The following is a 20,916-nucleotide window of genomic DNA, read 5'->3' on the forward strand; positions in this document are numbered from 1 at the left end:
TGATTTTTGACGATTCGGAGCACAAAATTGAGGTGAGATTGCTTATTGTGTAGGGAAGGAGCGGAGTAATTAGCAGCATTTTCCAAAATTGGTAAATACAGCTGCGATATCGTAGGTCTCGCAACTCGTGAAATAATAATGGATAAAAAGTATCATCGGAGCATAACTTTTTTTAAAAAAAGATGGACGTAAGAAAAAAGTTATTAACCTTCGTATTGTAAATTCCCGCACAATTCTTTTTTAAGAGGCGGTTTTTTTTGCTATAGTTTTGTTGGGTGTCATGCATAATTCAAAAACAAAGTCCACTTTTGCATCTTCTTTTCCTGATGAAGGTGCGGAAGGCGCACTGAGGGGCGGTCCATCTACTAAAATCACGGAGATATTTCCTTATCCGGAAGTGTGGAAGAGGGCCTTTACTCTTGGACGGAATGTGCGCTTCACACGAACACCAGAAGTTGAGATTTTACGTCGCCGCATAGAGGCAGATCCGATTTTTGCAAAAAAATTTAAAATTTTCACAGAGCAAGAAAAAAAACGGCTCACGGATGTCACTGTGCGTTGTGATGGGAAAACGGCACCCTCGAAATTGACTGGAAGAAGCGTTAATTCTGAGCCAGTTGGGAGAAAAATGTCACTTCATCATGCGAGGGCTATTGGGCAATTATTGCAACAAATTGATAATATTTCAGTTAAAGAGGATATGAGGGGGACCGAGCTGCAAATAGAAGACATCGAGAAAAAAGAAAAGCCTGTTTTTCATCTTTCTGATGATGTATTTTTTGAGTGTGGGCCTTTTGTGTTAGAACGGCTAGATGACAAAATTGCGGAAAAAGATGCTAAATCGATTAATTTTGCGAACAATGAAGTTGCGCTGAGCGCTGTATCTGCTTTTGGCGAGTCGATCGCAGCTCTTTACCGTGTTCTTGAATACCATTTTCTAAAATTTGACGCTCCAATTATATCTGGAACTGCAATAGAGAATATTCGGGATATCGGACAAACCGGAAGTTTAACACATTCGAAAACCGGTAACATGGGAAGAGCCGAATCTCAAATGTGTAATTCTGGACTTGTTATGGAAAATTCTTCTCGCGTATTTGCTGATTTAGAAGATGATACAGTGATAACGGATATTCCCAGTGATGTTGCTAAGCATGTGGGAGAAGGTGCCGTAAAAAGTTTGGAAGATGCTTCTGGATCGAAGGTAAAAAGAAAAACACAACGAACTCCCAGAGCGCTGTCAGTTAGCCGTGATTCTTTGGACTTAAATTGCCATCCTTTAAATTGTAGCAATTATGAGTTTCCCCCGGTTGATTTATTGCAAGACCCCGTTTTTCATGAAGGTACGATTATCACACAAGAAACGTTGGAGCGTGGTGCTGGGCTTCTAGAAAGTGTTCTGGAAGATTTTGGAATTAAGGGTGAAGTTATTCATGTTCATCCGGGGCCAGTGGTAACGATGTATGAGTTCGAACCTGCTGCTGGGGTAAAGTCATCGCGCGTCATCGGTCTTTCTGATGATATCGCTCGTTCTATGTCTGCTATTTCTACGCGTGTTGCTGTGATTCCTGGGCGCAACGTAATCGGAATTGAGTTGCCAAATGCTGTCCGTGAAACAGTGTATCTGCGTGAATTAATCCAATCAAGTTCTTTTCGTGAGAGTTCGTTTAAATTAGCTCTTGCTTTAGGAAAAGGGATTAACGGCAAGCCTGTGATTGCAGAGTTAGCTAAAATGCCCCATTTATTGGTTGCAGGAACGACAGGGTCGGGAAAGTCTGTTGCGATTAATGCGATGATTTTGTCGATCCTTTACCGAATGACGCCGGAGCAGTGCCGTTTAATTATGGTTGATCCTAAGATGTTAGAACTTTCTGTTTATGATGGAATTCCGCATCTTTTGACACCTGTGGTGACCGATCCAAAAAAAGCTGTAACAGCTTTAAAATGGGCAGTTCGTGAAATGGAGGAACGTTACCGAAAAATGGCGAAATTGGGTGTACGTAATATTGACAGTTTTAACGCGAGAGTTGCGCTTGCTGCTCAGAGGGGTGAAAGGATTATGTGCACCGTACAATCGGGGTTTGATAAAGAGAGTGGGGAAGTTCTCTATCATGAAGAAGAAATGGATTTGACACAACTTCCATATCTCGTTGTTATCGTTGATGAAATGGCTGATTTGATGATGGTAGCGGGAAAGGAAATCGAAAATGCCATTCAGCGTTTGGCACAAATGGCGCGTGCCGCGGGGATCCATCTCATTATGGCAACGCAACGTCCCTCCGTTGATGTCATTACGGGTACAATTAAAGCAAATTTTCCTACCCGCATTTCCTTTCAGGTAACATCGAAAATTGATAGTCGTACAATTTTGGGAGAACAAGGCGCTGAAACTCTTTTGGGTCAAGGGGACATGTTGCATATGGCTGGGGGTGGTCGTATTGTGCGCGTTCATGGGCCTTTTGTTTCCGACGAAGAGGTTGAATCTGTGGTTGCGCATCTTAAAATGCAAGGAAATCCCGATTATTTAGCGACGGTAACGGATAGCGAAGAGGATAATAAGGACCCAGATTCTGCTGGCGATGCGAAGGGTTCTGTATCAGGAAATTCGGGAGACGATAATGATGAGCTTTATTTACGTGCCGTCAAGATTGTTATGCGTGATAGAAAGTGCTCGACGTCTTATATTCAGCGTCGGCTTGCTATTGGTTATAATAAGGCGGCTTCTATCGTTGAAAAAATGGAAGAAAAAGGCATCGTTGGAGCTGCTAATCATGTTGGTAAACGAGAGATTTTGCTTAATGACAGTTAGTTTGAAAGATCGGTGCTTGGAATTTTGTGGGATCGGACGTTATTTTATCTTGTGGGTGCTTTTTTAAAATACTGCAAATGTCGAATGGAGGAAGAAGGGGGAGGCGGTGTTCTCCGTAAGAATGTTTGTATTTAATGCAGATTATGTAAAAAATTTCGAAGGTATATTCGGTGTTGTGGTGTACTGGGTGCTTTAAAAGTTTTTGGTGTGCGGTGCTCGTTGGGCCGAGTAACTTAGGTTGCTACGCTGGTTTTTTTTGTAATCTTCGGCGAGGTTATTTGTTTTTGCTTAGCGTATTATTGGAGAGGATGTTTTTCCGTTGATAATTTGCGATGGTGCGGCAGTATCGGTCGTGGCGGTGATGAGTGTGAAATTACAAATTTGTGATGTTTAGAAGGAGTATGCTGAAGTTGTAGGTCTGGCATTTTCATGTATTTTAGGATCTGCTATTTATCGGCAGATTTCATAAGTTTGCTAGTTACCTACCGTGCCGGCTTTGAATGCTGAATACTAGATCAAGAGTTTGCGACTTTGGTTTTTTAAAAGATGCAAGAAAAAGTACAAAAACAAAGAGATGAAAAGCTGGATACAGACATATCTGGTCTTTCAGATGTAGAGCGTTCAGCTTTTTTCGAGATTGCAGAACAGTTGCGCGGTGAGCTGCATCCTCCCACAAAGACTGAGCGCTTCGTTGAAGAAATGATAGATCAAGTACCGTCTTCTCAAGTATCGCACGCAAAGGTTATAGAGCAGACTCTTATAAAAGAGCCTGAAGTGGTTCTATCATTGTTGGATATGGCGACTGATGGCGTTTTGTGGCTGGATGGGCAGGGGTTAATTCAATCAGCCAGTGGAGCCGCATTAGCATTGATCGGTTACGAAATAGATGAATTATTAGCACGGCCGTTATCGTCATTATTTGCTTTGAAGAGTAAGTTTTTTATTGAAGAATATTTTACGCAGATTCGCGCTAAGAAGAAAAATCAGATTTTAAATCGTTATGAAACGGCTGATTTGGTGACAAAAAGTCGTAAAAATATACAAGTTTCTGTGGTAATCGTACCTTTGGTACGACAACAATGTGATTATGCTGTTATGTTGCGTAACACTTCAGGGGTTGCTTCGCCTTTAGGCAAAAAGGTAGAAGGAGGCGGAGCGGCCGGAATCATCCACGAAATGCGGACGCCTTTGAATGCTCTTATTGGTTTTGCGGAAATTATGAATGATGGCCGTTTTGGCCCTATAGATAACGAGCGTTATCGGGGGTACTTGCGTGATATTATTTCGTCTGGAAAGCACATATTGTCGCTGGTTAATCAGTTATTGGAATCTTCAAAAGCAAATCATTTAGGCTTAAATGGTCAGGTCAGCGCGCCCGTCTTAATTGAAGAACTTGACGTGGCGTCCTGTTTGCGTTCCTGTATGTCCCTTCTTGAGATGCAGGCTAACAATAGCGGTATCATCATGCGCATTTTTGCGCCAGATCATCTACCATTTATCCATGTGTCGCGGCAAATATTTCGGCAGATTATATGGAATCTCCTGTCTAATGCTATCCGTTTTACACCGTCAGGTGGACAAATTATTGTCCATGTTTCTTGCGGAAAGAGGGGGAAGGTAAGGATTTCTGTAAGTGATAATGGCATAGGGATGAACGATGAGGAAATCGCACAGGCTATGCAGCCTTATGGACAGGTAGAACGTAGGGATAGCAGATCGGGTGACAGCACTTTCGTTGGAACCGGTCTGGGGTTGCCGATGTGTAAATCTATGGTAGAAAAGAGCGGCGGTCAGTTTTTATTGTTTTCAAAACCTAATCATGGAACAACTGTGCAGATGTTCTTTCCTGTATTCCATGAGTAAGTTTTAGCACTAATTTACTGTCTTCGGGCTAATAGGTCTCTGATTTCTAACAGAAGCTGTTCTTCCATGGATATTTTTTGTGGACTTCTCGTTTCTTCGTGTTTTCGGCGCATTTTGTTCATGCCCTTAACAAACAGGAAGAGAATCCAAGCAACGATAAGGAAATTGATGAGCAAGGTTATAAAGTGACCGTAACTAATGGTCGCTCCGGCTTCTTTTGCAGCGCTCAGAGTCGCTTGTTTCTCCCCTGCGAGTTGAATGAACATGTTAGAAAAGTCAATTCCACCCGTTATGAGACCGATTATTGGCATAAAAATATCATTGACAATTGAGTTAACCAAATTGCCAAAAGCGCCCCCTATAATCACACCAATAGCAAGATCAACCATGTTGCCTTTTATGGCAAATTCTTTAAATTCTTTAAACATTGTATCCCCTCTGCTTAACTACGTGATATACGATAGCCTTAATTATCGCTTTTTACAGAAAAGGAAAGAGCAGTCTTTGCCTCATTGCAGTACAAGGTCTGTTGGTATCAAACTCTTTCTTTGAACGCTATTTGGTCCATTGAATGTTTTTAAATACATGGCTCATTCGGCTTGAAGTGAAGTGAGAGTGTTTAATCCGGAATAAAAATTATGCCTGATTTACAGAAATATTCTGTGACCTGTATAATTTTGTATTGAAAGGGGAGTGTATTTTATGGATCATTCTCTACATCTTCGTGTACAGATTGTTTCAATTCCCAATGTTTGCATGATTGCTAAAAGAGTTTTTTCAGGTGTAGGGTGATTTTTTTCTAGTATTTATCGCTCATTGGGTAATTTGCTACCTTTGCTGTCTCGTGCGCTAAGCCGTTTTTATAGCATAGTGAATCATTTTTGTGTTGTGGAGAAAAGCTGATGAGTTTCTTTCGTTGTATTGGTCGTTCTGCTTTATTTGTGTTGGATCCAGAGCATGCGCACCGTCTAGCGATTATTGGGCTTAAAAGTGGATTGAATAACTATCGGAAGATCGTTGACAGACGCTTATGTGTGACTGTTGCTGGGCTCAAGTTTGAAAATTTTATTGGCCTTGCCGCTGGTTTTGATAAAAATGCAGAGGTTGTAGAATCTGTTTTTCATTTAGGATTTGGTTTTACAGAGGTCGGTACGGTTACGCCAAAAGCCCAAGCCGGAAATTCAAAGCCGCGGCTTTTTCGCTTAAGAGAGGACAAAGCGATTATTAACAGAATGGGCTTTAATAATGACGGGCACCAAATTGTGCATGATAGGCTATGCACTTGCAAAAAACGCGGTATTGTAGGAGTCAATATCGGCGCTAATAAAGATGCTCTCGATAAGATCGATGATTATACTATTGGCATTGTTCGTTTTTATGATGTTGCTGATTATTTTACGGTTAATATTTCTTCGCCTAATACACCGGGCTTACGTGATTTACAGGTTCGTGGTAGCTTACGTCTTTTGATAAATGCAGTTTCTCAAGTGCGTAATGAGCAAAGGGAAAAGCATGGGTTCTCTATTCCAATTTTTTTGAAAATTGCGCCTGATTTATCGGAAAAGGAATTGGATGATATAGCTGAAGAAATGGTACTTTCTGACTTTGATGGTTTAATTGTTTCGAATACCACTATTTCACGTCAAGGGCTCACAGATAGCAAGCTAAGTACAGAAAAAGGGGGGCTATCTGGGTGTCCTCTATTTGAGTATTCCACTGTAGTGCTCGCAAAAATGCGCCAAAAATTGGGAAAGGAAATTGCAATTATTGGTGTTGGTGGGGTGAATAGTGCGCAGACGGCTTTGGAAAAAATTAAAGCTGGTGCAGATTTAGTCCAATTATACAGTGGAATGATTTATGAAGGCCCTGGCCTTGTTGTAGCTATTTTAGAAGAGATTTTACGATTTATGCAGAAGGATGGTGTTGATAATATAGGAAGTTACCGCGATCATCGTGTTGAGCATTGGGCAAAGCGCCCTCTTTCTTGGTGATGGGGCTGTTTTTTAGTAAAAAATAGTAGATTTTCTCAAAGGGGCTTGCAAACTTTCCCGATCTTCCTTATGTCACACGAGGTGGAGAGTCGGTATTCTCTAAGTAGTAGACAATTATTAGGGCTTTTATTAAGATCCTTCTTTTGTGCGGTTGTAGCTCAGTTGGTTAGAGCGCTGGTTTGTGGCACCAGAGGTCGTAGGTTCAAATCCCACCAACCGTACCAAATTCTTCGCTGTATATGATATAGTAAATAGCCCAGATTCTGCCAGTAATTTGCGGGGAGACTCTACCGCGGTGGGCGTGGCGTCATCTCTGTATGTGAGGTAATATTATAATCGAGTCTTGGCTGTTTCTAAAAATTGTTGTATTATGGCCGAAAAGGATGGTAGACGCGTGAAAAGTAGGGGTCCTGGGCCTATTTCTGATTTTCTCGAGAATTTACGTGGTGTCGATAATTGGGAGCAAGCGTCGCAGTGGCTTGCCTTCCGAGATGTGAAAGATGTTGAGTGTATTACGCCTGATCAAGCAGGTGTGGCACGTGGCAAGATGATGCTTTCCAAAAAATTTATATCGGAGACGTCGTTGGCGCTGCCTTCAGCGGTTTTTATGGCGACAATTTCAGGAGATTATCCTGAAGATGGTCGAGGTTTTGAGTATCCAAAAACGGATGGTGATTTGCGTCTCGAGCCTGATTTTTCTACGTTAAGCATTGTACCATGGGAAGAGGCTCCCACCGCGCAGGTCATTTGTGATCTTGTGTATCAAAATGGACAAGTTGTAGATTATACACCGCGAAATGTTTTACGGACAGTGGTTGATTGCTATACCCAAATGGGGCTCAAACCAATTGTTTCACCAGAAATTGAGTTTTATTTGGTACAGAAAAATCCTGACCCTGATTATCCTTTGCTTCCTCCAGTTGGTCGTTCTGGGCGTTCAGTTGGTGGAGGGCAGGGGTATTCGATTGCTGGTGTGAACGAATTTGATGATTTGATTGATGACGTTTATCATTTTTCAGAGGCGCAAGGGCTAGAAATCGATACGCTCATTCATGAGGAGGGGGCAAGTCAGTTCGAAATCAATTTACGTCACGGCGATCCGATTGAACTAGCTGATCAAGTTTTTATGTTTAAAAGGACAATTCGTGAGGCAGCACTTAAACACGATATGTATGCAACTTTCATGGCTAAACCTATTCAAGGGCAGCCGGGTTCTGCCATGCATATTCACCAATCAGTCATTGACAAGAAAACTGGTGTTAATATCTTTACGGAGAAGGATGGTGGAGAAAGCATTTATTTTCGCCATTTTATTGGTGGGTTGCAAAGGCATATGGCTGGAGTGTTGGTGATGCTTGCTCCTTATGTAAATTCTTATCGGCGTCTCGTGCCCGGCATTTCTGTTCCCGTTAATTTGCAATGGGGATATGACAATCGTACCACTGCTTTTCGTGTGCCGCGTTCTGCACCACAGGAACGGCGCGTTGAAAATAGGCTGCCCTCGTCGGATGCTAACCCTTATTTAGCACTTGCCGCTTCTTTGGCTTGTGGGCTCATTGGTTTGCAGCAAAAGCTTGAACCAGATGAGCCAGCAATGGGTAATGTAAATTCTGATAATGTAGAATTACCGCGCGGGCTCATTGAGGCTGTTAGCTTGTTTGAGCGAGATACAGCGATACGTTCCATTTTGGGGGATGTGTTTGTAAGTACTTATGCGGCAATTAAACGGGAAGAATTTGAGACTTTTATGGAAGTGATTAGTCCGTGGGAGCGTGAATATCTTTTGCTCAATGTTTGAATTTTATTACGATGGTAGGTTATAATTCAATTTCTCCGGGGATATCTTGGTACGAAAGTGTTTTGGGTGATCGTCCTGCTTACCCGCTTTTTGACGGACAGGCGCAGTGTGATGTGGTTATAATTGGAGGTGGATTTACGGGACTTTCTGCCGCTTATCATTTAGCTAAGGCGGGGGTGAGTGTTGTTTTGTTTGATGCTTCGCGTTTTGGTGATGGTGCTTCGGGGCGCAACGGTGGTCAATTGGGTACGGGGCAACGGCAATGGGTGGAAACGCTAGAGAAAAAATATGGTTTTGAGCGAAGTAAGGCGTTATTTGATTTGGCTGAAGAAGCCAAAGGGGATGTTCTGTCTTGGTGTGCTATTTCTGATTGCCATAGTAATTTTATGGCGGGGCAACTTTCTGTAACACATAGAAAACGTGAAATAGCGTCTTATCTCCGGCATATTGATGTTATGCAGCGTTATGGTTATCACGGTCTTACTTTTATGGACAAAGATGAAACGGTTGAACGGCTTGGTTCATCTTTTTATTGCGGCGGTATTTATGATGCCACAACTGGCCATATAAACCCCTTAAAGTTGGTTGTTTGGTTGGCAAAAAAAGCAAAAGATTCTGGCGCTGAACTTTATGAGAAGACACGAGCGACGGCGGTAGAGCGCAGCGGTGGCCGCTGTGTAGTGGTGACAGAGCGGGGCAACGTAGTGGCTGAGCGCGTTTTGTTGGCAACCAATGCATATAAGATTGGCTTGCAACATTTTGTTGAGAAAAATATTGTTTCTATTCGCTCTTACATCGGAGCGACGGAGCCTCTACCAAGGCATGATCCGATTCTTTTAGGTGGTGAATCAGTGGATGATTCACGTTTTATGGTTCGCTATTTCCGCAAAACTTTTGATAATCGTTTATTATTTGGTGGAGTAGAAAGTCGCGATAATCAGCACCCCACAAATTTGGATGATTTGATACGATGGCAGATTGCTGAAATTTATCCCCATCTCAAATCAGTAAACTTGACACATCGTTGGGGAGCAACGGTCGCCATTACAGTTGAGCGTATGCCTTATGTTCGCCAACTTTTTCCGGGAATAACCTATTGTGGTGGATATTCAGGGCATGGGGTTGTTCTCGCTCCTTTTGTAGGGAAGTTGTACGCTGAGTGGCTTATGGGTAGGCGTGAACGCTTTGAGTGTTTTCAGAATTTGAAGATTTCGTCTTTTCCGGGCGGGAGGTTTTTGCGTGACCCATTGTTATTTTTGGCAACGCGGTGGTTTTCTTTGATGGATCGTTTCTGACGAGATAATTTTCGCAACGAGAAAGCTGAATAGTTTACTTAGTGTTTTCCTGTTTTAGCAATTGGTTTTTTTGCAGTTAAATGCAGCGAGGGGTGAGTGTGTGTTTACCGAAGTATTTTGGTAATTTTTCAAGTGGTGCTGGCTTTTTGCTACACGAGTTTGTATCCCCTCTGTATCGTTGTTTTCATATTAAGCAATTTAGCGGAGTGGTGTGTGTGATCGGAATCGTGCCCTTTGTTAAGCGGTGGGTAACCTGAAGGCGTTAACATTTTTCCATATTGCTTTGGGTAAATATTTTTATTGAAAGAAATCCAAGTCAAATACGGCATAATTATTTCTTTGTGCATTTAATTTATCATTTTTGTTGACACTCGATCGAACAGATTCAGATTTCTTAACTTTATCTGCCATGATCGAAGAATACGGCGGGTATCTTGTTTTAATTTACGATAGGTTCGTCCGTCTTTTAACGATATAATTTTAAAGGTTAAAGAAAAATAAGTTTAATTGTACTATCAAAAATGAGCTATCGTTAAAAAGGCAATTGACTATGATATGTAAAAACGGCAGTTGGACGAGATTGGGTATTTTGGAAATATTTGGTGGAGATGATGTGTCAAATTGGGATGATAGTTTTTAGGTCCTTTTTTATCGTAGAGGTCTTGTGGAGTTGTGATGGTGCAGGGGCCGTTTTGCGCGATTTGTTTTGCTTTGCTGATAGGAAATCTTCACAAATAGTGTAAATGCTGCAGGTGGGAAAAACTAAAAATTCTATATTTTACGGTGCCTCTTGGTGCTTATAACGTAGGGAAAGATGATGTACTAGGGAGCGCGCCCCCTTGGCATGTTGGGTGGTTTTTATAGAATCTCCCTTTATTATCTGGAAAAACTGTTATGGCGGGAGTGGAGCCTTTAGTATTTGAGATGTGAATTGATCATTGACATTAGATGGATGGAGGTTTTTTTATTTAATGGATTGGTGAGCGCGAATTCACAAAATTGTCTGAAATCGCTATGGCTTTAAAAATGATCCTTTGTAAATATTTTTGGCGCAAAGCATGAGATAGTGTTTGGTAATTTAATGTCCAAGTTTTTGGGGGTTGTGTCTTTGTTGTATTTCTTTGGACACGTGTTTTGTTTTTATGTTTTAACGCTATCGTGGTGTGCCTATAGGCGCTTGCTTGCTGATGTTATTCACGGAGATATGGTATTGTTTGCTTATTGTGATGAAGTTGAAGTCGTTTAGTGTCTTGATCTTAAAGGGATTAGTGGCAATGGGGCGGTTCGTTTATTTAGTAATATTGGTTTACGTGGATGTTACTTGGTCTTAGTTGCTTTGATGGAACGTGATAGTGAATACAGAACAACTTAGTTTAGAGCGATAATAATGCATGGAATGAATATCGATCGTTTAAATTTTGAAACACCTACTGCTCTAGCTTTGGCTTTAGCTGATCGAATTGCTGCAGAGCTTAGTGTATCTGTCCTTGAACATAAGCGAGCAGTCCTAGCAGTTTCTGGTGGTAAAACGCCGGAGCTGTTTTTTCATTATCTATCAAAGGCAGATATCGATTGGAAAAATATCATCATCACTTTGGTTGATGAGCGTTTTGTGCCTGTTGATGATGAGCGTTCAAATGAATATGTTGTGCGGCGCTGTTTGTTACAAAATTTTGCGGCTAAAGCACGTTTTATTGGGCTTTATCATAAGGCGATTACTGCTGAACTTTCAGCGTTTTCGGCCGCTAATCGTATAAATACTTTGCCCCGACCATTTGATGTTGTCGTTTTAGGAATGGGTACTGATGGACATACCGCTTCCTTTTTTCCTGATGCTGACCGTTTGAAACAAGCGCTTGACCCTCGGACACAAGCAATTGTTTTACCCATTCATACAAAAAGCGTTCACGAGCCAAGGTTAACACTTACTTTGCCAATTATAGTGCAATCTCGTTTCATTGTTATTCATTTCGAAGGTTTTCAGAAACGCAATTGTTTTGAAACTGTTTGTCAGGACGGATCGGAAACGGAAATGCCCGTTCGGGCAGTTTTGCGCCATGCTCATCATCTTGTTCAGGTCTATTGGTCTCCCGCAGAAAATGAAATAAGCGAAACTAGACGTAGCACGGACGCTAAAAATATTCGGCCTCTTTCGAGCAATAGGGCGCGCATATAAAAAAGTCAGATACGGCGTTATTGTTGTATAATCCTGCATTTCTTGGTTCACGATCGTCTGGTGATTTTCCTTCTTTAATTAACAGTTTAATTGATAGACGGGATATTTTCTTAGTTGATAGTGTAGAGTGTCCATGATGTGTGCGACATTAAGAGATTTGAGTAGTGGTCCCATTGTATGCTTGCAGGGTGATGACATTATCGCGATATCACCATAGGTGAAAGTTAGTTTTCAGCAAATGATATGGTTAAGTCTGAACATGTAATCGATCGCATTTTTCTGACTTTCTAGATGATGAACACGGCGCTAGATATGATGTCTTTTGTGTTTTTTGGAAATTCGTTAATCGTGCAGAAAAAAGAAAGTGGTATAAGTATAATGAAAGTACGTGAAGTTTTAAAATTTTGGCATAGGTAAATTATGTAATCGAGCAGCAGCTTTTAGAGTATTAACCATGAGCATAGCGATTGTCATGGGACCAACGCCACCTGGAACAGGAGTAATAGCGGCAGCCTTATCTTTTACTCCTTCAAAGTCGACATCACCGACGAGACGTGTCTCCCCTATACCTTTTTCTGGTGCCGGAATGCGGTTGATGCCAATATCAATAACAATAGCACCGTTTTTAATCCATTCTTTTTTAATTATTTTTGGATGTCCTACTGCTGCTACTAAAATATCGGCGCTACGACACACATCGTCGAGGTCACGGGTGCGGCTGTGAGCAATTGTCACAGTTGCATTCGCCGCTGTTAATAGGGCAGCCATGGGTTTTCCGACAATATTAGAGCGTCCAACAACAACAGCATCAAGATTTGACAAATCCTGACCACATTGCTGTTTAATCATCATCATAGCACCAGCTGGTGTGCAAGGGATTATCGCGTCTTCAAATGCGTTTGTCACAAGTTTTCCTACATTGATGTGGTGAAAGCCGTCGACGTCTTTTTGGAAAGAAACAGCTTGTGTTACGCGGTTCGTATTGATGTGGGCAGGCAAGGGAAGTTGTACTAAAATACCGTGGACTTTGGGGTCAATATTCAATGTCTCAATGAGTTGAAGAAGCTCTTCTTCTCGTGTTTCGTTAGGTACCATATGCTTTATTGTGAAAAAACCGCATTCTTCAGCTTTTTTGCTCTTTGATTTTACGTATATTTGGCTTGCGGGATCTTCTCCGACGATGATGACGGCAATGCCGGGCTGTATTTTGTGATGATTGTGGAGCTTTGTCGTTTCGGCTTTTACTTTTGTAATGATCTCTTCGGCGAGCTTTTTTCCGTCTATAATGTTGTTCATGAAGGGGATCCTTTCAGTGCAGGGCTGCTTGTTTCTTTTGAGCATTTGTTGGCAATACAACGGGATTATATCGCAACGTTAATACAGGGATGGTAAGAGTGATTTGATAATTTTATATTTTCGGCTTTTGAAATATTTTAGGATAGTTACTTTATTAAGAAGCAGCAACATTTCTATTCCAATAATCTTTGGATAAAAATAAGAATAATTAGGTTATTGAGTTTCGGTGTGTGGATTTTAATATTACAAAATTTTTTTAAGGATAATTTAATTTTTTGAGTTTGTCATGAGGTGGAAAAGTATGATGAAAATCATATGCGCTAGAATAATAAGAGTTTCCAGAAAAGTTTTTTACAGCCGTCTTTCGCCCTACCTCATGTTGTTTCAGAAAGCACGACGCGTCTTTATTTGATGTAGCATCCAGATGCAGGAAAGGGCTGTGGTGTACGATCACGTGACAATCCATTATGGTTAAAACTTCTCTATTGCCTTGGAGTATTTCTTTCTGGCGTTATTTTTACGTGCAAAATTGGTTATATCGCATCTTTACTACGGGTCTGACCGACGGAAATTGAGGTGCCTTTAAACGAGCATTTTCCGGAAATATGTTCTTTCGTAGATGCAGGTTATAAATTCATGGTTCATTGTAGAGGATTTTGTTAAAGTGATGGTTGATTTTTGATAGGTCGTCATAGTCACGGAGTGTGTGAGATTAGTGACGTGTAGCATCTGTCAAATTTAGGTACAGCTCTGAATGTTCAGGTATAAAGTGGTCGATTTGGGGTGGGTTGTCGTTGAAAATGGTGCCTGCGTGCATTGGGTATGGCGGCTTTTTTGGTAACTCAGAAAAAAGACAGGTTAAGATGTGGCTTTGGGTTATTTGAAGTTTGTGCAGAAAACGCAGTTTCGTGTGGTTTTTTGTCAATTGGGGGATTGGTGAAGTTGTCCATTGATGTAGATCAGGTGTCGTTATAGATGGGGGAAATGCGACGTTGAGGTGGGCATTAACGCCGCTCTGCCGGGCCTGATGGTATTCATTTTTATAAAGAGGACTTCTTGAATATTAGGTTTTGATTAGGGCGTTGGTGCGCTTTATAGCCGAAAATAAATATTAGCAGTGGTCAGAGAAAATTGGCATCGGGATCAGCGAAATAAAAATATTTAGTTAATTATCGTTGTGTGGGCGTCTTACTCTTTAGCGCAGCTGGGCGTATTAAAGTGGATAACGTCGTATTTACGGTGAATATGGGAAGCCGTGTGTCTCTAGAGTGTTGTTTCCAGAATCGCATGTCCCGATTTGCGATTGGAGCTTCGGTGTAAATGATCTAAATTTCAATTTTTTGGAATCAAAATTTTTTTCAGCTTAAGAGGAGGCAATGTATTTCAGTGTGATAATTTTTCATCGTATCTAAGTCGGTGATTGACTTTATTACACTGTAAGTAGAGGTAGATATAGATAACATTGCATTCGTTAATCGAGCTACTACAGTATGAATGAGGATAACATGTTTTCAATCTCGGATACACTGGTGTTTTTTCGGTTTATTTAGTGCAGTATTTAAATTGAGTAGTTAACAAAAAAGTGCGTATTAAAGGATGGCGTCTGATAATTTCATTGATATATGAGGTTTCTTTAGAGGGTTTGGGTGTTTCTATTTGTGTAAACCAAGGGTAGCTTTGATGTGACTGGTGTAGGTGTTTGTCTGTTCGGGTTGAGGATTTTGAAAACGCGCTGTACGCTCTATTTCCTTGCAAAAAACAATTTATTTCAGAAAATAACGACGCTCCGTTGACGGTATTTGGTCGTCAGGATATTCAGGTGAAATTTTAGATAGGACAATGACAGTGGCGGAATGATTAATGTAGGTTACGAGTTAGTTCCAATTTATTCGGGGGAAAACCTAGAAGATATCACAAGGCCGGTGTGACCAACATGAGCCAGGACCGTAGTTTGAAAAGAGGTGGCACAGAAACTCTGTACGGGGATGCTCGGTATATTGCAGGTGGTTTTGTGTGGATTTTTTCCTCTAGCTCTGTAGAAAATGGCCGTGGCAATTTTTTGATTAAAAAGATGTGCACGTATATCTATTCGTGTCATTTGTTATGGGGACGAATTTTGGGCGTTTTATGAAGCGTTATATTGGTAAAAAATTGAAAGGGTGTGCTGCTGTGCGCTTACAATCGTTAATTTGGGAAGAGATGCTATACCTATCTTTTGAAATTGCAGACTCTCTATTTGCTCCAACTGATTTAATTCCTGTGATTACTAGAATAAAAGCTAGGATAGTGACGACGACAACGTCGGCTTTTTCTGCAGATATATTTTCCTCCGATCATATGTCAATTATTAAACGTAATGGCAAATAGTGTGCTGTTACGGATTTGTATGGGAAGGGAATAATTTCATATCGTACTTGTTCCAATATTATTTCATAAAATCGATAAAACTACTTCGTTCTTTGCATGTTAGAGCTTTATAGATTGTGATTCTTCTGTTTTTTGATGATTAAAGTTGGCTGTGGCAAAATTCTCATGCGTGCAAATTATAAACTGAAAAGATTATTCATTCGTCAATCGTTTTCTATGAGTGAAAAAATAAGGATAGAGGGTTCTCAGGCTTCTTACCTCATACGGGTTTTACGCATGCAGGAAGGAGATGAGATTTTGCTTTTTAATGGGCAGGATGGCGAGTGGCTTGCCAAACTCATTGCTGTTGAGAAGAGGTCTGTTGTAGCCCAGCTTGTCCATCAAGAGAGGCTGCAGACAGCGCATTTGGATCTTATTTACTGTTTTGCTCCACTGAAGAGTGCACGCTTGGATTATATGGTACAAAAGGCAGTAGAAATGGGCGCATCAGTTTTGCAGCCTGTCGTGACGCGTCATACGCAAGCGACTCGTATCAATATGGCGCGTATGGAGGCAAATGTTATTGAAGCTGCTGAACAGTGTGGCATTTTATCTGTACCTAAATGTTTTCCTTCTGTGTCGTTAGAAAAACTTTTGGAGTTCTGGGATGAGGAGCAGCCTTTGTTTTTTTGTGATGAAGCGCAAGAGGTGCATAATCCATTACCTCTGTTGAAAAAGCAAAAAATTACTGCTCGAGGCGTTCTTATTGGTCCGGAAGGCGGTTTTAGCGAAGAAGAGAGAAATTTTTTAAAAAAACACTCCTTCGTGATTTCAATATCACTGGGGCCGCGTATTTTGCGTGCTGACACTGCAGCTGTCGTTGCTTTGACCCTTCTTAATGTTACGGAAGGGGATTTGTCAATTGATCGAGAAATCTGTAAAATTATTTCGGATGATTCACTTAAAGTTTGAGTGATACAAATAGGAATAGGACAAAATAGGTCATGGCGCTTGATATAACTTGTGAAAGTGAAATCTCTAGCCTAGAGAGCTTGGTTAGCTATTTTCGAACGGGGTGTAAAACAGAAAATGATTGGCGCATTGGCACGGAGCATGAAAAATTTCCATTTTATATAAATGATTTTAGCTCTGTTCCATATGAGGGGATGAGGGGAATTCGTGCACTTTTAGAAGGAATGCAGGAGGCTCTAGGATGGGAACCCATTTCAGATAAGGGAAATATCATCGGTCTCGTGGGCCCAGCTGGTCACGGTGCCATCTCTTTAGAACCTGGAGGACAGTTTGAATTATCTGGCGCGCCGCTGAAAACGGTCTGTCATACTTACCGCGAGCTTATGAAGCATTTGACACTTCTCAAAAGTATCGCGGAGCCGTTGGGTATTGCTTTCCTTGGTATCGGTGCTAGTCCAAAGTGGACTTTAGCTGAGACTTCGCGAATGCCGAAGTCACGTTATAAAATTATGTCTAATTATATGCCAAAAGTTGGTTTCAATGGACTTGATATGATGTACAGGACATCAACTATTCAGGTAAATCTTGATTTTTCATCTGAAACTGATATGCGGCGAAAAATGCAAGTGTCTATGAAGTTACAGCCTATCGTAACAGCGTTATTCGCTAATTCACCCTTTACTGAAGGGCGCCCAAATGGTTTGCTGTCTTGGCGCTCTGAAGTTTGGCGTTATACGGATGATCAGAGATCTGGGATACTCCCCTTTGTGTTTTCTGAGAGTTTTGGCTTTGAAGATTACGTCGAGTGGGCACTTGATGTTCCGATGTATTTTGTTGTGCGCAACGGTCGTTATCATGACTGTACTCACATGACTTTTCGGCAATTTATGAAAGGAGCATTGAGAGAAAAAGTTGAAAATGCGGAACCTAATATGGGAGATTGGATCAATCATCTATCAACTTTGTTTCCCGAAGTGCGTTTGAAGCAATTTTTAGAAATGAGGGGGGCTGATTGTGGCCCCTTAGAGCATATCTGTGCGTTGTCAGCTTTTTGGGTAGGTCTTCTTTATGATGGTGAAGCATTAAATGAAGCGGAGGCTTTAACGAAGGATTGGCGTTTGGAGGAAGTTTTGCACATGCGCAATTGCACTCCAAAGGAGGGGCTAGGAACACCCTTTCGTAAAACTACGGTTTTAGAATTAGTGCGTCAAGCCTTGGTTATTTCACAAAAAGGCTTAAAAAATCGTAGGAACCGTAATACTGATGGTTTGGATGAGGCGGGCTTTCTGAAGCCTTTAGAGGAGATGGTTGCAATGGGGCAGACGAATGCCGATAAGCTTTTGTCGAATTACTATTCAGTTTGGAGTGAATCCGTGGAGCCGGTGTTTTTGAAGTACGCTTACTAAGGTTCTGAAACAGAGAAAGCCATCCGAGCTACGGCTTTGTGGTTGGGGTGGGGTTTTTTTGTGTCAAAACTCCGCAACAACAGACTTAAATGAAAAAACAATCCCACTATAGCAGCTACGCCTACACTCTAAAGAAATTCAACCACGAAAAAGAGAGGAGACTCTTAACTTACGAAGCCTCAGATACACGACGGCCAAGGACTCAATGGCAGGCAGAAATACCTAGAAAGGGCAGCAAAACTCCGGGCGCTTTTCCTACTTTCAAAGGACACACCCACGAGGGAACGACTACCCATCACGCAATCAATATCTGCAATGCACCAACAAAAGACGCGTTTCTATTTCGCAAAGGCAGACCGACCACCGCTGATGAGACCCTCTCTTTGCGCACGCTTGCGAGCAAGTTTCCGCGTGCGACGGATGGCCTCGGCCTTTTCGCGTGCGCGCCTCTCCGATGGCTTCTCATAGTATCCACGCATTTTCATTTCACGAAAAATGCCCTCACGCTGCATTTTTTTCTTCAGCGCGCGCAGCGCCTGGTCAACATTGTTATCACGAACGAGTACTTGCACGATCCATCCTGCTTTATTTCAGTATCAATAAACAATAGGCAAAAAACCCACGTCCCTTTACACAAAAAAGGGACGCACCTCGGGATGTATACCATATTAATGAGATACTTGTCTACATCGCTTTCAAAAAACACCCTCTTTTTGTTAATAATAGTTTTCCGCGATTGATAACCAATTTATGGGCGTAATTTTACGAAAGCCCTTGAATTTCACCACTGCCATCAAGATAAATTTTTTCAGCAATAGGGTAGTGTGGTAGGCCAGGCATGGTCATAATGTCTCCACAAATAACAGTGATGAAGCCCGCACCCGCTAAAAGGCGAACTTCTCGCACAGGAATTTCAAAATCAATAGGGGCGCCATATTTTGTGGGGTCGGAAGAAAAGGAAAAGGGTGTTTTTGCCATGCAAATGGGGTAGTTTCCGTACCCCTCTTTTTCCCAACATTCAAGCTGCTTGATGATATGATCTGGGATGACGGCTCCGCGTCCACCGTATAAATTCGTTATGATACAATTAATTTTTTTGGTGAGTGGGAGATCGTCTTGATAAAGAACCTTAAAATGGGCATCCTCTTTTTCAATTAAGGCAATAACTTCCTGGGCGAGCTCTATGGCTCCTTTTCCGCCTTGCTTCCAATGTTTACAGAGCACAGCTTTATGTCCTGTTGTGGCGACTATTTTTTGTAATGTATTTATTTCAACATTGCTATCAGTATCAAAATGATTAATAGCAATAACACAGGGGATACCGAAGTGCTTCATATTGTTGATATGCCGCAGAAGATTAGCTGCTCCCTTTTGCAAAGCGGAAAGATTTTCTTTCACTAGATTATTTTTATCTACGCCGCCGTTCATCTTTAATGCACGGATTGTTGAGACAATGACTGTGGCATCTGGTACGATATTGGCTTGTCTACACTTAATGTTAAAAAATTTTTCTGCTCCAAGATCAGCTCCAAATCCTGCTTCCGTGACAACATAATCAGCGAGCCTTAGAGCAGTTTTTGTTGCTATGACTGAATTGCAGCCATGAGCAATGTTTGCAAAAGGTCCTCCATGGACGAGAACGGGGTTATTTTCAATTGTTTGTACAAGATTAGGTTGTATGGCGTCTTTTAAAAGAACTGTCATTGCACCTTCTGCACCGAGGTCAGCAACTGTTACCGGTGTCTTATCGTAGCGATAGGCGACGATGATGTTTTTAAGTCTTTGCGTTAAATTTTCTAAATTTTCGGCGAGACAAAAAATGGCCATAAGTTCCGATGCGACGGTGATATCAAAACCCGTCTGACGCGGAAACCCATTTGCTATTCCACCTAATGAAACAACGACATCGCGCAGCGCACGGTCATTCATGTCAAGAACCCGCTTCCACACGATACGGCGTGGATCAATATTCAAAGCGTTTCCCCAGTATATATGATTATCTATCATTGCAGCAAGAAGGTTGTGAGCAGCAGTAATGGCGTGAAAATCGCCAGTAAAATGCAAATTAAGATCATCCATTGGTATGACTTGAGCATAACCGCCTCCTGCGGCACCGCCTTTTATGCCGAAGCAGGGGCCTAGAGATGGTTCCCTTAAGGTAGCTATCGTTTTTTTTCCGATAAGGTTCAATGCATCATTTAGCCCAATTGTCGTTGTTGTTTTTCCTTCCCCAGCTGGTGTCGGATTGGTAGCGGTGACGAGGATGAGCTTACCATTCTTGTTTTTACTGAGCGATTTGATGTACGTGGAAGAAATTTTGGCTTTGTCGTGCCCGTAAGGAATAATATCTTCGTGTGTAATACCAATTTTTTTCGCGATCTCTGTGATGTGTTGCTTTTTAGCAACGCGAGCAATTTCAATATCTGTTTTAGGCATGAGGAAATTCTTTAAGCTTAATCTTTTTTAATGCTTGGGTTGCGTACCACGGCTTGGCAACAAAGTTCATTGCATATGGACGTATAGGGAAACACCAGAAAATTTGGCTATAAGTTGCGTGAAGGGAGAACATAAAGTAAGATGAAATAAACCCACCACCGCAAAGCTTCGCTGAGAAAATAAATGGAAGGTAAATGAATAGTCCGAAAGTGTTTTTTAAAACATGAAAGAATATCAATACCATTTAAACTCTGCGAGAAACAAAAAATACTTAACGAAGCTTCAGCGGAGAAAGGTGGCGCACCCGAAGAGATTCGAACTCCTGACCCCCAGATTCGTAGTCTGGTGCTCTATCCAGCTGAGCTACGGGTGCCTTTCCAATTCTTTTTACCATATCGCATAAGACACAAGAGGGTTCCTAATCGTTTCATTGTGGAATTGCAAGCGAAACTTATTAGAAACAAAAAATTTTATCTATCTGTTCACTCTATTTTTGACGAAGGACATGGGATCCTGGTTAGGCTTTGC

Annotated in this window: 14 protein-coding genes and 2 tRNA genes; 11 read left to right on the forward strand and 5 right to left on the reverse strand. The window is 41.5% G+C overall.

The genetic code is table 11. The features are described from left to right. Positions 1-280: 280 nt before the first annotated feature. Together WCP75_RS03845 and WCP75_RS03850 are read left to right on the forward strand one after the other, a co-directional pair. Entirely contained in the window at positions 281-2,809 is a 2,529-nt protein-coding gene (locus WCP75_RS03845; protein ID WP_336276931.1) for a DNA translocase FtsK, read from the forward strand. 546 nt (positions 2,810-3,355) lie between these two features. Beyond that, positions 3,356-4,672, forward strand: coding sequence for a PAS domain-containing sensor histidine kinase (locus WCP75_RS03850; RefSeq protein WP_336276932.1), 1,317 nt, complete (start codon positions 3,356-3,358; stop codon positions 4,670-4,672). Between the two features lie 14 nt (positions 4,673-4,686). Here WCP75_RS03850 and mscL read toward each other — a convergent pair whose 3' ends face one another. After that, a complete protein-coding gene (mscL, locus tag WCP75_RS03855) occupies positions 4,687-5,100 on the reverse strand; it encodes a large conductance mechanosensitive channel protein MscL (RefSeq protein WP_336276933.1) in 414 nt (137 codons plus the stop codon). A 474-nt stretch (positions 5,101-5,574) separates the two neighbouring features. Between mscL and WCP75_RS03860 the strand changes: the two genes are divergently transcribed. From WCP75_RS03860 to pgl, 5 genes are all read left to right on the forward strand, one after another. After that, positions 5,575-6,663 carry a quinone-dependent dihydroorotate dehydrogenase gene (locus WCP75_RS03860; protein WP_336276934.1) on the forward strand — a complete coding sequence of 363 codons (1,089 nt, stop codon included), beginning with the start codon at positions 5,575-5,577 and terminating at the stop codon, positions 6,661-6,663. Between the two features lie 147 nt (positions 6,664-6,810). After that, positions 6,811-6,887: transfer RNA gene (locus tag WCP75_RS03865), tRNA-His, on the forward strand. A 146-nt stretch (positions 6,888-7,033) separates the two neighbouring features. Further along, a complete protein-coding gene (locus WCP75_RS03870; protein WP_336276935.1) occupies positions 7,034-8,461 on the forward strand; it encodes a glutamine synthetase family protein in 1,428 nt (475 codons plus the stop codon). Positions 8,462-8,472: 11 nt separating this feature from the next. Continuing rightward, positions 8,473-9,756: an NAD(P)/FAD-dependent oxidoreductase gene (locus WCP75_RS03875; protein WP_336276936.1), complete on the forward strand. Its 1,284-nt coding sequence runs from the start codon at positions 8,473-8,475 to the stop codon at positions 9,754-9,756. Positions 9,757-11,143: 1,387 nt separating this feature from the next. Beyond that, positions 11,144-11,932 carry a 6-phosphogluconolactonase gene (gene pgl / locus WCP75_RS03880; RefSeq protein ID WP_336276937.1) on the forward strand — a complete coding sequence of 263 codons (789 nt, stop codon included), beginning with the start codon at positions 11,144-11,146 and terminating at the stop codon, positions 11,930-11,932. A 396-nt stretch (positions 11,933-12,328) separates the two neighbouring features. Here pgl and folD read toward each other — a convergent pair whose 3' ends face one another. Next, on the reverse strand, positions 12,329-13,228 hold the full coding sequence (gene folD / locus WCP75_RS03885; protein ID WP_336276938.1) for a bifunctional methylenetetrahydrofolate dehydrogenase/methenyltetrahydrofolate cyclohydrolase FolD: 900 nt from the start codon (positions 13,226-13,228) through the stop codon (positions 12,329-12,331). A gap of 822 nt (positions 13,229-14,050) precedes the next feature. Between folD and WCP75_RS03890 the strand changes: the two genes are divergently transcribed. The 4 genes from WCP75_RS03890 to WCP75_RS03905 all read left to right on the forward strand — a co-directional run bounded on the left by WCP75_RS03890 (position 14,051) and on the right by WCP75_RS03905 (position 17,952). Continuing rightward, positions 14,051-14,203 (forward strand): hypothetical protein, encoded by a 153-nt coding sequence (locus tag WCP75_RS03890; RefSeq protein ID WP_336276939.1) that lies wholly within the window; start codon positions 14,051-14,053, stop codon positions 14,201-14,203. 1,152 nt (positions 14,204-15,355) lie between these two features. Further along, positions 15,356-15,595: a hypothetical protein gene (locus WCP75_RS03895; RefSeq protein ID WP_336276940.1), complete on the forward strand. Its 240-nt coding sequence runs from the start codon at positions 15,356-15,358 to the stop codon at positions 15,593-15,595. A 165-nt stretch (positions 15,596-15,760) separates the two neighbouring features. Then, positions 15,761-16,546 carry a 16S rRNA (uracil(1498)-N(3))-methyltransferase gene (locus tag WCP75_RS03900; protein ID WP_336276948.1) on the forward strand — a complete coding sequence of 262 codons (786 nt, stop codon included), beginning with the start codon at positions 15,761-15,763 and terminating at the stop codon, positions 16,544-16,546. Positions 16,547-16,578: 32 nt separating this feature from the next. Next, a complete protein-coding gene (locus WCP75_RS03905) occupies positions 16,579-17,952 on the forward strand; it encodes a glutamate--cysteine ligase (RefSeq protein WP_336276941.1) in 1,374 nt (457 codons plus the stop codon). Positions 17,953-18,290: 338 nt separating this feature from the next. Here the strand turns inward: WCP75_RS03905 and rpsU are convergent, their stop codons facing one another. The 3 genes from rpsU to WCP75_RS03920 form a co-directional block, all read right to left on the reverse strand. Further along, entirely contained in the window at positions 18,291-18,524 is a 234-nt protein-coding gene (rpsU, locus tag WCP75_RS03910) for a 30S ribosomal protein S21 (protein ID WP_336276942.1), read from the reverse strand. Positions 18,525-18,714: 190 nt separating this feature from the next. Beyond that, positions 18,715-20,388: a formate--tetrahydrofolate ligase gene (locus WCP75_RS03915; protein WP_336276943.1), complete on the reverse strand. Its 1,674-nt coding sequence runs from the start codon at positions 20,386-20,388 to the stop codon at positions 18,715-18,717. 296 nt (positions 20,389-20,684) lie between these two features. Continuing rightward, a tRNA-Arg gene (locus WCP75_RS03920) sits at positions 20,685-20,761 on the reverse strand. Positions 20,762-20,916: the final 155 nt, after the last annotated feature.

It is taken from the genome of Bartonella numerosa, assembly GCF_037070845.1.
Classification (GTDB): domain Bacteria; phylum Pseudomonadota; class Alphaproteobacteria; order Rhizobiales; family Rhizobiaceae; genus Bartonella.